General features: G+C 54.0%; 9 protein-coding genes. 8 read left to right on the top strand and 1 reads right to left on the bottom strand.

Features of this window, described 5'->3' with window-relative positions:
• Window positions 1–354: 354 nt before the first annotated feature.
• The gene (locus tag HNQ59_RS04095) at window positions 355–2,037 is read right to left on the bottom strand and encodes a long-chain-fatty-acid--CoA ligase (protein WP_184035590.1); all 1,683 of its coding nucleotides are present in this window, start codon (window positions 2,035–2,037) and stop codon (window positions 355–357) included.
• Window positions 2,038–2,425: 388 nt separating this feature from the next.
• Here HNQ59_RS04095 and rimP point away from each other — a divergent pair, with 388 nt between their 5' ends.
• From rimP to HNQ59_RS04135, 8 genes are all read left to right on the top strand, one after another.
• On the top strand, window positions 2,426–2,851 hold the full coding sequence (gene rimP, locus HNQ59_RS04100) for a ribosome maturation factor RimP (RefSeq protein WP_184035592.1): 426 nt from the start codon (window positions 2,426–2,428) through the stop codon (window positions 2,849–2,851).
• A gap of 89 nt (window positions 2,852–2,940) precedes the next feature.
• The gene (nusA, locus tag HNQ59_RS04105) at window positions 2,941–4,419 is read left to right on the top strand and encodes a transcription termination factor NusA (RefSeq protein WP_184035594.1); all 1,479 of its coding nucleotides are present in this window, start codon (window positions 2,941–2,943) and stop codon (window positions 4,417–4,419) included.
• 48 nt (window positions 4,420–4,467) lie between these two features.
• Window positions 4,468–7,167, top strand: coding sequence for a translation initiation factor IF-2 (gene infB, locus HNQ59_RS04110; RefSeq protein WP_184035596.1), 2,700 nt, complete (start codon window positions 4,468–4,470; stop codon window positions 7,165–7,167).
• Between the two features lie 80 nt (window positions 7,168–7,247).
• Entirely contained in the window at window positions 7,248–7,622 is a 375-nt protein-coding gene (rbfA, locus tag HNQ59_RS04115) for a 30S ribosome-binding factor RbfA (protein WP_184035598.1), read from the top strand.
• Entirely contained in the window at window positions 7,619–8,536 is a 918-nt protein-coding gene (gene truB / locus HNQ59_RS04120; protein ID WP_184035600.1) for a tRNA pseudouridine(55) synthase TruB, read from the top strand. Before rbfA ends, truB begins: the two co-directional genes overlap by 4 nt.
• 111 nt (window positions 8,537–8,647) lie before the next feature.
• Entirely contained in the window at window positions 8,648–8,917 is a 270-nt protein-coding gene (rpsO, locus tag HNQ59_RS04125; RefSeq protein ID WP_184035602.1) for a 30S ribosomal protein S15, read from the top strand.
• A 264-nt stretch (window positions 8,918–9,181) separates the two neighbouring features.
• Window positions 9,182–11,308: a polyribonucleotide nucleotidyltransferase gene (pnp, locus tag HNQ59_RS04130; RefSeq protein ID WP_184035605.1), complete on the top strand. Its 2,127-nt coding sequence runs from the start codon at window positions 9,182–9,184 to the stop codon at window positions 11,306–11,308.
• Window positions 11,309–11,673: 365 nt separating this feature from the next.
• A complete protein-coding gene (locus tag HNQ59_RS04135) occupies window positions 11,674–12,279 on the top strand; it encodes a class I SAM-dependent methyltransferase (protein ID WP_184035608.1) in 606 nt (201 codons plus the stop codon).
• Window positions 12,280–12,337: the final 58 nt, after the last annotated feature.

Genomic DNA, 12,337 nt, shown 5'->3' on the forward strand with positions numbered 1-12,337 from the left:
TGTTTGTTGGTCTTGGGCCTGCAGATACTGCCTGCCTCTCTCTGTCGCCAGCCAGCCCGGCATGGTGGCTCGACTGGGCGAAAGCGCGACTTTATAACAAAAGCATAATGTTTTCGAGTCCCGTCAATTCAGTCCATGGCATTTTTTATATGCCTTGGTCATGTTGCGCTGGGCAGTGGATTGAAGGCCTGCTTGGTGTATCCAGCCAATTCATATTGCCATATCGGCACAGGGAAATGTCTGGCACGTAAATCGAGTGTAGCACAGCAAATCTGCGCTCGCGGGGCGCAAAAAAGCCCGCTCAAGAGCGGGCTTGCCAGCATGGATGACAAGGCTGACGCAGCCTGATTCGACTCAAGCAGGCTGTTTCTTCATCTCCTCATCCCGCAATGCGCGGCGTAGAATCTTGCCTACATTGGTCTTGGGGAGTTCAGTGCGGAATTCCACATGGCGGGGCACTTTGTAACCAGTCAAGTTCTTCTTACAGTGCTCGATGATGTCTTTTTCGGTCAGAGCCTGATCTTTCTTGACCACGAATACCTTGACCGCCTCACCTGACTTCTCGTCTGGTACGCCGATGCAGGCCACCTCCATCACACCAGTCAGGGATGCGATGACCTCTTCGATTTCATTTGGGTAGACGTTGAAACCAGACACCAACACCATGTCCTTTTTGCGATCCACCAGCTTCAAGAAGCCCTGGTCGCTCATGACCGCCATGTCGCCTGTTGCAAGCCAACCATCGCCCTTCAGCACCTTGGCGGATTCCTCCGGACGGTTCCAGTAGCCTTTCATGACCTGAGGGCCGCGCACCCATAACTCACCGGATTCGCCAATGGCAACCTCTTGGCCATTCTCATCGCGGACAGAGCATTCGGTCGATGACAGCGGCAGCCCGATGCTGCCGGTGAATTCGGTGTTGCTCAATGGGTTGATGCAAGCAGCAGGCGAGGTTTCGGTCAAGCCATAGGCTTCGATCAGCGGCACCCCGGTGGTCTGCCGCCAGCGCTCCGCCACGGCCTTCTGGGTTGCCATGCCCCCGCCTAGTACCAGCTTCCAGGTCTTGAAATTGAGCTTGGCAAAGTCAGGGTTGTTGAGCAGTGCATTGAATAGCGTATTCAAGCCGGTCATCGCTGTGACCGGATACTTGGCCAGCTCTTTCACAAAGCCTGGGATATCTCGTGGATTGGTGATGAGGATGGTATGCCCGCCTACCTTGGTGAATACCATGCAATTCGCGGTCAGCGCAAAGATGTGATAGAGCGGTAATGGCGCAACCACCACCTCCGCGCCGTCCACCAGCGAGGGCTTGATCCAGGCATGGGCCTGCTGCATATTCGCGATGATATTGCGATGCGTCAGCATAGCGCCTTTGGATACCCCTGTCGTGCCGCCCGTGTATTGCAGGAATGCAAGATCATCATGGGTGACCCCTGCTGCATTCAGCGGCTGACGGGCACCCTGGGCCAGCGCAGCATTGAAGCCGATTGAGCCGGGAAGCATGAAATCCGGCACCATCTTCTTCACGTGCTTCACGACGAAATTCACGAGCAGTGACTTTGGAAAACCAAGCAGATCGCCAATGCGCGTGGTGATGACCTGCTTGATGGCAGTGCGTTTGATTACCTGCTGCAGCACATTGGCAAAATTTTCAATGATGACGATGGTTTCCGCGCCAGAGTCATTGAGCTGGTGCTCCAGCTCTCGCGGGGTATACAGCGGGTTGACATTGACAACGGTCATGCCGGCTCGTAGCGCACCGAACACAACGATCGGATATTGCAACAAATTTGGCATCATGACCGCGACGCGAGAGCCTTTCGCCAGACCCAATGTATTTTGCAGGTAGGATCCAAACTGTTGTGTGAGTTGATCAATCTCGCGGTAAGTGAGTGTCTTGCCCATGCATGAAAAAGCAGGTCGATTGGCAAACCGCTCTGCGCTCTTTTCGAACACTTCCCCGACATTCTTGAACTCGTTCAGATCGATTTCTGCCGGAACGCCGGTTTGGTAGTGTTTCAACCAGATTTTTTCCATGCCTTACTCTCCCAATTGGTGTGCTACAGATATGTATAGTTGAGCTGAAAACCGGCCAGATCTGCTGAATAGGGTGCTATCGTATAAGTATCTGATCCCGATATTGAAAAAGGGGTCGGGAAAGTACCTATATGCAAAATTCAATATTGCGGTTCGCCGTAACTGTAACGGATTTGCCGAGCCGGTGCAAAGCGGATTGCAGCCATTCACACGTCAGGTGGAAGCATGCTATAGGCTGTCGACCGGAAGGGGCGATGAATGGCGGTGGAGTGAATAATTGCGCGGATTGTGACGGAGGCTTTGTCTAGACTGTAGTTTTCTGGTAAACTCTTCATGATTTTCTAGAGATGGGCGTTACGCCCATTTTTTATTTCTCAGGACGGAATATATGGATTTGCGACACCTGCTCGATACCACGCTTGCTGGTTTGGGTTATGAGATGGTTGACCTGGAGCTGGGGCGCGGCGGCATGATTCGCGTATTCATGGACTCGCCAAACGGTATCACCGTAGACGATTGCGTCAAAGTCAGCAACCACCTGACACGGATGTTCATGGTGGAGAACATTGATTTCGAGCGGCTTGAAATCTCGTCCCCGGGTTTGGATCGGGTATTGAACAAGGAATCAGACTTCACCCGGTTTGCCGGTCAGAAAGTCAAGGTGAAAGTCAGAGTGCCGATCGATCGACGCAAGATGTTCGCCGGAACCCTATTGGGATTGGAAGCGGGCCGGATCAGGCTTGACATGGACGGCACAGCGATTGAGATCGACATGACCAATGTGGATCGCGTCCGCCTTGATCCGCAGTTCTGAAGAAATTGCACGGTTTGTAAACGAAACGCTTAAATAAGATCGGTAGGCCCAAGGCCTGCCTCAAGGTAATGAAGCCGGAGGTGTGATAAATGAGTCGCGAAATGTTGTCGCTGGTGGATGTGCTGGCGCGCGAGAAAAACGTCGACAAGGAAATTGTGTTTGGCGCATTGGAGCTTGCGCTGGCGTCTGCGACAAAAAAGCGTTTTCCTGACGAGGATGTGGATGTTCGTGTCTCGATTGATCGCAGTACCGGTGCATATGAGTCCTTCCGCCGCTGGCATATCGTTGCTGATCAGGATTGGTTGTCCGAGGGGCGTGAGATTGGTTTGACGGAAGCGCGCAAGCAGAAGAATACATTCGAAGTGGGCGACGTGATAGAGGAGCCCCTGGAAGCGATCGAATTTGGTCGTATCGGCGCGCAAACAGCAAAGCAGGTGATCCTGCAGCGCATTCGCGATGCTGAACGTGAGCAGCTGCTGAATGACTTCCTGCAGCGGCGTGAGCACCTGGTCAATGGCGTCATCAAGCGGATCGAACGCGGTAACGCCATTATCGAGTGCGGTAAATTGGAGGCACTGTTGCCGCGTGAGCACATGGTGCCGAAAGAAAACCTCCGTGTTGGTGATCGCGCACGTGCGTTCCTGCTCAGGATCGATCGAGGCGGTCGTGGCCCACAGCTGATCCTGTCTCGCACAGCAAAAGAGTTCCTGATCAAGTTGTTTGAGCTGGAAGTGCCTGAGATCGAAGAGCGTTTGATCGAGATCAAGGCTGCAGCACGCGATCCTGGTCTGCGTGCCAAAATCGCGGTGAAATCGAACGATCCGCGCATTGATCCCCAAGGCACGTGTATCGGGATGCGCGGTTCACGCGTTCAAGCCGTGACCAATGAATTGGCCGGTGAGCGCGTCGATATCGTGTTGTGGTCGAACGACCCGGCACAGTTTGTCATTAACGCACTATCCCCAGCTGAAGTCAGCAGCATCGTGATCGATGAAGACACCCATAGCATGGATGTGGTGGTGGATGAAGACCAACTGGCGCAGGCAATTGGCCGCGGTGGTCAAAACGTTCGTTTGGCCTCGGAGCTGACAGGCTGGACAATCAACATCATGACCGTGGACGAAGCGGAGAAAAAGCACGAGGCCGAATACGAGCAGATCCGCAATCTATTCATGCGGACATTGGATGTGGATGAGGAGGTCGCGACGGTGCTGGTGCAAGAGGGGTTTTCGACCCTTGAGGAAGTCGCCTATGTCCCATTGGCTGAGATGCTTGAAATCCAAGGGTTTGATGAGAATCTGGTCAATGAGCTCCGCAGCCGCGCACGTAATTCCTTGTTGACGCAGGCGATTGCCAGCGAGGAGAAGAAGGAAAACGAGGCTGGTAGCCTCATGAGCATCGAAGGTATGGACGCCGACACCTCGCATGTGCTGGTCGAAAAGGGCGTGGCGACACGTGACGATCTGGCAGATCTGGCAGTCGACGATCTGGTCGAGATGACCGGTATGACGCCGGAGCGTGCCAAGGCGCTGATTCTGTCAGCCCGCGCACACTGGTTCGCTGAGTAATCAAGCACCTGAATCACGATCAGGCATGCAATAAATTTAGGAGTCGTAATGGCGGAAACGAACGTACAACAGTTTGCCAGCGAATTGGGTCTTCAGCCGGAATTGTTGCTGGAGCAATTGAAAGCAGCGGGCGTCAGCAAGAGTAAATCGACTGATTTGCTGACAGAGCAAGATAAAACACGTCTATTGGATTATCTGCGTCGTTCACACGGCATCAAAGATGACAAGCAGAAAATCACACTGACACGCCGCGAAACCTCGGAGATCCGCAAGTCAGATGCAACCGGCAAGGCGCGCACCATTCAGGTCGAGGTTCGTAAGAAGCGTGTTTTCGTGAAGCGCGATGCTAATGATGCAACCGTGCAGGAAGAGGTCGTCTCGTTGCCAGAGCCAGAGATCGAGGTACCTGTACCACAGGTGTCGGTGATTGATGATCAGGAGCGGGCCGCGCGCGAAGCAGAGGCGCGTCGCCAGGCCGAATTGCAACAACGTCAAGCGGAAGAACTGCGGCAGAAACAAGCCAAGGAAGCCGAGCGTCGGGCCCAGGAAGTGCCGCCTGTGCAGGAAAAGGCAGTCGAACCGGCTCCAGTCAAAGAGCCTGAGGTGGTCGAAGTCGTGCAAGCCGAACCTGTACCTGCGCCGGCGCCAGCAGCACCTGCGCCAGCCAAGGCTGACACCACGTTGCATGTGACCGAGCATCGCCAGGAGGCGCCGAAGCAGCCCACACAACGGCCCGCACAGCAGCAACCTCAGCGGCCTGCAACTGACAAACCTGCGCCCCAAGCTGCCAAAACAGATAAAAAAGTTGAACGGCCAAGTGACAACAAAGGGGTTAAACCCGCTCCGCGTGAAAATACCTGGGATGATTCCAATGGTAAGAAGCGGGGCCTTAAAGTCCGTGGTGGTGACACCGCAAATGGCTGGCGTTCTGGTGGTGGTAAAGGGCGGCATCGTGGTGATGCGCAGCACGCTTTCCAGCAACCGACAGAGCCCATTTCGCGTGAGGTTGTGATTCCTGAAACGATCACGGTGGCAGAGCTGGCACATAAAATGTCGGTGAAAGCTGCAGAAGTGATCAAGAATCTGATGAAGATGGGCATGATGGTTACCATCAATCAGGTGCTTGATCAGGAAACAGCCATGATCGTTGTAGAGGACATGGGACATAAGCCTCAAGCCGCCAAAGCAGATGATCCTGAAGCATTTCTGGCCGATCATGCTGATGGTGAAATCCGTGTTGAGCCTCGCGCACCGGTGGTGACCGTAATGGGTCACGTGGATCACGGCAAGACATCATTGCTTGATCATATTCGTCGGACGCGTGTGGCCAGTGGTGAAGCAGGGGGGATTACCCAGCATATCGGTGCATATCATGTCGATACAGATCGGGGCACGATCACTTTCCTGGATACACCCGGCCACGAGGCATTTACCGCAATGCGCGCGCGCGGTGCGAAGGTGACCGACATCGTGGTGCTGGTGGTGGCAGCGGACGATGGCGTTATGCCTCAGACGATTGAGGCGATTCACCATGCCAAGGCGGCTGGTGTACCTATTGTGGTGGCTGTCAACAAGATCGATAAGCAAGACTCCAATCCTGAACGTATTCGTCAGGAATTGGTCGCGCAGGAAGTAGTGCCCGAGGACTGGGGTGGTGACGCCATGTTTGTGGATGTTTCCGCCAAGACAGGTCAGGGTATTGATGATCTGCTTGAAGGCATCCTGCTGCAAGCCGAAGTGCTGGAGTTGAAAGCAGCCAAAGAAGCGCCAGCCAAAGGCTTGGTCATCGAAGCGCGTCTGGACAAGGGTAAAGGCCCCGTGGCCACCATCCTGGTTCAGTCCGGCACGCTCAAGCGTGGTGATGTGATTCTGGCAGGTTCTGCGTTTGGTCGGGTCCGTGCGATGTTGGATGAAAATGGCAAAGCCATTCAAAGCGCAGGGCCTTCCATCCCATGCGAGATCCAAGGTTTGTCGGATGTGCCCAATGCAGGTGAGGAAGTCTTGGTATTGCAGGACGAGCGTAAAGCCCGCGAGATTGCTTTGTTCCGCCAGGGCAAGTTCCGCGATACATTGCTGGCCAAACGTCAGGCAGCCAAGTTGGAGAACATGTTCCAGCAGATGGGCGAGGGGGAAGTCAAGAACCTGCCGCTGATCATCAAGGCAGACGTTCAGGGCTCCTGCGAAGCATTGGCCGCATCATTGCAGAAGCTGTCAACAGAAGAAGTTCGCGTCAATATCGTACACGGTGCGGTGGGTGCAATTTCTGAGTCCGACATCAACCTGGCCATTGCATCACAAGCGGTCATCATCGGGTTCAACATCCGTGCTGACGCCAATGCCCGTAAGTTGGCCGAATCGGAAGGTATCGATATTCGCTACTACAATATCATTTACCAAGCGGTTGATGATGTGAAGGCTGCCATGTCTGGTATGTTGGCACCAGAGAAGCGTGAACAGGTGATTGGTAATGTTGAAGTCCGCCAGGTATTCCATGTTTCGAAGGTCGGCACCATTGCAGGATGTTTTGTTCACGATGGCTTGATCAAGCGTAATGCCAGAGTTCGTGTATTGCGCCACAACGTGGTGATCCATGATGGCGAGCTGGAATCCTTGAAGCGCTTCAAGGATGACGTCAAGGAAGTGAAACTGGGATACGAATGCGGTCTGCAGGTTCGCAATTACAATGATATCGTGGAAGGGGACTTCCTCGAAGTATATGAAATCATTGAGGTTGCTCGTACCCTTTAATTGCAGCGCGGGCACATCTGATGGATGTGCCCGGTAGATTGCATGGGTGGGGGCAGCCTCACCTATGCTGAGTAAAAAGTATGGCAAGAGATTTTTCTCGTTCGGACCGTGTTGGACAGCAAATTCAGCGTGAATTACCGAACATCATCCGTTTTGAGCTGAAGGACCCTCGCATTGGGATGTTGACCATCACCGATGTGGAGGTGACGCGTGACTATTCGCATGCAAAGGTGTTTTTCACGGTGCTGGGAGATGAAACGCAGCAAGCCCAGACGTTGGAAACATTGGAACATGCTGCGGGTTTCCTGCGCAATGAATTGGGTAAACGGATCAAGATGCGGAGCATGCCTCTATTGCATTTCAAGTATGACGTGTCTGTTGAGCGTGGCATGCAGTTGTCCAGCCTGATCGATCGCGCTGTGTCAGATACCGCGAAGGACGACGACGAAGCGTGACCCAGCAATTCAAGCGAATCAAGCGCCCCATTACAGGGGTGTTGCTGCTGGATAAGCCTCTGGGTGTTTCCAGCAATGGTGTGCTACAAAAAGTGAAATGGCTGTTTCAGGCGGAAAAAGCCGGTCATACCGGGAATCTTGACCCGCTGGCGACAGGTTTGCTTCCCATCTGCCTTGGGGAGGCAACCAAATTCTCGCAGGCTTTGCTGGACGCAGACAAGGCATATGTAGCCACGCTCAAGCTAGGTGAAGTGACGACGACCGGAGATGCAGAAGGCGAAGTCATCGAGCGACGCGAGGTGTCTTATACGCCAGCGCAGTTGCAGTTGGTTTTGGGTGGACTGGTGGGTTGCATTGAACAAGTACCACCAATGTATTCCGCCTTGAAGCATCAAGGTAAAGCACTGTATGAATATGCGCGCCAGGGCGTCGAGATTGTACGTCAGGCGCGGGCAGTCACTATCTTCGAGCTGACACTGTTGGATGCCAAGGCGGACGTGATCCAGATCGAGGTCAGTTGCAGTAAAGGTACCTATATCCGTGTACTGGCGGAGGAAATAGGGCGGCAACTTGGATGTGGCGCCCACCTGATTGGGTTACATCGGACCCGCACCGCTGGTTTTGATGTGGCAGATGCCATCACGATCGATGCGTTGGAGGCGCTGGCCCCAGCGGATCGAGATGCATTGCTCCTTGATGCAGATGTGTTGCTTGCATCGTTGCCTTCTGCCAGTCTGGCACAGGAATCAGCCTATGCCTTTACACACGGGCAGGCGGTGAAATGTGCCGTGGAGCAAGATGCCGGAGAAATCAAAGTATATGGCCCGTCGGGTGCCTTTCTTGGTTTGGGTGAAGTCACTGCAGACCAGCGAATTGCGCCGAAGCGGGTATTAAGGATTGATCGTGAGATGTGATCTCATGATACATGTTGCGCAAGCAAGTTTGTCTTCGCCATCGACAACTTGAGGATGTGCCTTGAGCAAAGGTACAATAAGCGTTTTTGAATATTTTGGAGAATACCCAACATGGCTATGAATGCAGCAAGCAAAGCCGAAGTCGTCAAGCAATTTGCCCGTAAAGAAGGTGATACAGGGTCCCCTCAGGTACAGGTCGCTCTGTTGACCGCACGTATCAATGACCTGACTGGTCACTTCAAAGCCCACCAGAAAGACCACCACGGTCGCCGTGGCCTGCTGAAGATGGTAAGCCGTCGCCGCCGCCTGCTGGACTACCTGAAAGACACTGATCTGGATGGCTATCGTGCTCTGATCGAGCAACTCGGCCTGCGCAAGTAAGCCAAATGCGGAAGTCGGGTCGGACGAATGTCTGACTGCCTTGTTGGGTAAGTGGCTGCTACACCTGTTCCAGCCACTCGCCGGCCCGTTTCCTTTCCTTGTTTTCCTCAATCTCGCAGCGTCCAGTTTCAATTCGGGCGTCTGGCAGGTTGTTGAAAGTGGCTTGCCTTACAGGTTTCAACTCAGGGCACTTTCCACAGCCTGCTCGTTCTGACCAACGCCAAACCGGACTGCACGTTGCACAACGTTCCTGAAAGGATCACCGTGAGTCTCGTCAAAAAATCATTCCAATACGGCCAGCATACCGTTACCTTCGAAACAGGTGAAATCGCCCGCCAGGCAACTGGTGCCGTCATGTGCTCCATGGGCGACACAGTTGTTCTGGTAACCGTGGTGGGGGCGACTGGTGTCAAACCAGGGCAGGATTTCTTTCCGCTGACTGTTGACTATCAAGAGCGTACCTATGCCGCTGGCAAGATCCCAGGTGGATTTTTCAAACGTGAGGGTCGTCCTTCTGAAAAAGAAATCCTGACTTCCCGTTTGATCGATCGCCCGCTACGCCCGCTCTTCCCTGAAGGTTTCTATAACGAAGTGCAGATCGTGGCGACGGTGATGTCATCCGATCCTGAGATTGATGCAGACATTCCTGCCATGCTGGGCGCCTCTGCTGCATTGGCCGTTTCCGGCATTCCATTTGATGGCCCGATTGGTGCTGCCCGCGTGGCCTATGTGGATGGTCAATATGTGTTGAATCCGACTGCTTCCCAGCTGAAGTCAACTCAGTTGGATCTGGTCGTGGCAGGCACAGCCCAGGCGGTATTGATGGTCGAATCCGAGGCGACAGAGTTGCCTGAGGATGTGATGTTGGGTGCCGTGGTATACGGCCATGACCAGATGCAGGCGGCGATCAATGCTATCAATGAGCTTGCGGATGAGGCGGGTAAAGACCTGTGGGATTGGCAGCCACCTACAAAAGATGAGGAAATGATTGCCCGTATTGCCACATTGGCAGAGGCCGATCTGAATGAAGCATTCCGCATCAAACAAAAGCAGTTGCGTTCGAACAAGATCGATGAAATCGCGGAGCGTGTGTTCGGTGAACTGATCACTGAAGAGATGGATACGCAGCGCGTCAACCAGATCAAGGGTATTTTCAAGGATCTGGAAGCCAAGATCGTCCGTGGTCAGATTCTGTCTGGCGAGCCACGTATTGATGGCCGGGATACCCGCACGGTCCGTCCGATCACCATCCGTACCGGCGTGTTGCCGCGTACACATGGATCGGTTCTGTTCACCCGCGGTGAGACACAAGCACTAGTAGTGGCGACGTTGGGCACGAAACAGGATGAGCAGATCATCGATGCGTTGACCGGTGAGTACTCCGAGCGGTTCATGCTGCACTATAACTTCCCACCGTATTCAACTGGTGAGACAGGCCGCGTGGGCTCGCCCAAGCGTCGTGAAATCGGCCATGGCCGCTTGGCTAAGCGGGCTCTGGTTGCGGTGCTGCCCGCATCGGAGGACTTTGGCTACTCCATGCGTGTCGTGTCCGAAATCACCGAATCCAACGGCTCCAGCTCGATGGCTTCTGTATGCGGTGGCAGCTTGTCCTTGATGGATGCCGGTGTGCCACTGAAGGATCACGTCGCCGGTATCGCAATGGGCCTGATCAAGGAAGGCAATCGCTTTGCGGTGCTGACGGATATCCTGGGCGATGAAGATCACTTGGGCGATATGGACTTCAAGGTGGCCGGTACCGCGAATGGTGTGACCGCGCTGCAGATGGACATCAAGATCAACGGTATCACCAAGGAAATCATGAAGGTGGCGTTGGATCAGGCCAAGGAAGGCCGCCTGCATATTCTGGGTATCATGCAGGGCACACTGCAGGGCGCGCGCGATGAGATTTCCCAGCACGCCCCACGTATGTACACCATGAAGATCAATCCAGAGAAGATCCGTGATGTGATCGGCAAGGGTGGTGCAGTAATTCGCGCGTTGACTGAGGAAACCGGCACGCAGATCGATATCGCGGAAGATGGCACCATCACCATTGCTTCGACCAGTGCTGAGGGGGCGGAAGCCGCCAAGAAGCGTATCGAGCAGATCACTGCCGAGGTTGAAATTGGCAAGGTGTACGAGGGTACAGTCATCCGCCTGCTGGAGTTTGGCGCAATCGTGAACATCCTGCCAGGTCGGGATGGATTGTTGCACATTTCCCAGATCGCCAACGAGCGCGTCAACAATGTGGCTGATTATGTCAAGGAAGGCCAACAGGTTCGCGTCAAGGTGCTGGAGCAAGATGACAAAGGCAAGATCCGTTTGTCGATGAAAGCCCTGTTGGCAGAAGTGGCACCCGCAGCGCCTGCCAGCGAGCCAGCTGCTGAGTGATATCGCTCACTGGTCGATAGATTTGCAAGACGCCCCATTCGGGGCGTTTTTGTTTTGGTGGTCAGGTGCCACGGCTGTCTGGTGGGGAGGCGCTGGCATTTGCCACATGACTTCCTGTGGCGATGAAGTGAATCTCGGTTTCAAGCTTTCACATCCATTGATGCATGATCTTGTGCTGAATGGCTATTGGGCACGAGGGAGACAGCGACATGTCGAGCCCAGGGCGTGATAGTCGTTGCTTGTCGTTACTGTCAATATTCAAATATTCGAAAGTATGTCATTTTCTTGAGTGGCGTGCCCTTGCGGTGGCATGATCCGGTCTTGGGCTGGTAAAAAACAACCTTGATTGATCGACAGAAAGTGATATGAAAATACTGAATCCTGCAGTTGAGAGCGCGTTGCAGCGTGGTGAGTCGATCAAATTGAATATTGGTGGCGGCTCGACCCGCCGGGAAGGGTATTTCAATATTGATCGGGTGGCGCTGCCAGAGGTGGATATTGTGGCGGACTTGAACGCACCCTTGAGCCTGTTGCCCGACAACAGTGTCAGCGCGATCTACACCAATCATGTACTGGAGCATATTGAGAATCTGCTCGGCCTGATGGAAGAGATCCATCGCATTTGCCAGCCAGATGCGCAAATCGAGATCATCGTTCCTCACTTTTCGAGCCCTTGGTATTACTCGGATCCGACCCATGTCCGGCCCTGGGGCATCTATACCATTGATTATTTCATGGACAAGGAAGACCAGATGGGGCGCAGGGTGCCCAGCTATTACTCCAGCGCGCGTTTTCGTTTGTTGGAGCGGAAGGTGGTGTTCACCCGCAAAAATCTATTCGATCGCATTGTGGTGCCAATCCTGCGAGTGGTGCTCAATCGTTGGTTCAAAGCGATGGAGGCCTACGAACGGCGCTGGGTGTGGATCTATCCGGTCACGGAAATCCAGATGCGGGTGGTGCCCAAGAAGTGATCGGATCTGCTTCTTGGGCAAATGTGGTCAAATGCGGTAGGGTTGATCCACCTGCGGC

Origin of the sequence: Chitinivorax tropicus (assembly GCF_014202905.1) — a bacterium.
Lineage (GTDB): Bacteria > Pseudomonadota > Gammaproteobacteria > Burkholderiales > SCOH01 > Chitinivorax > Chitinivorax tropicus.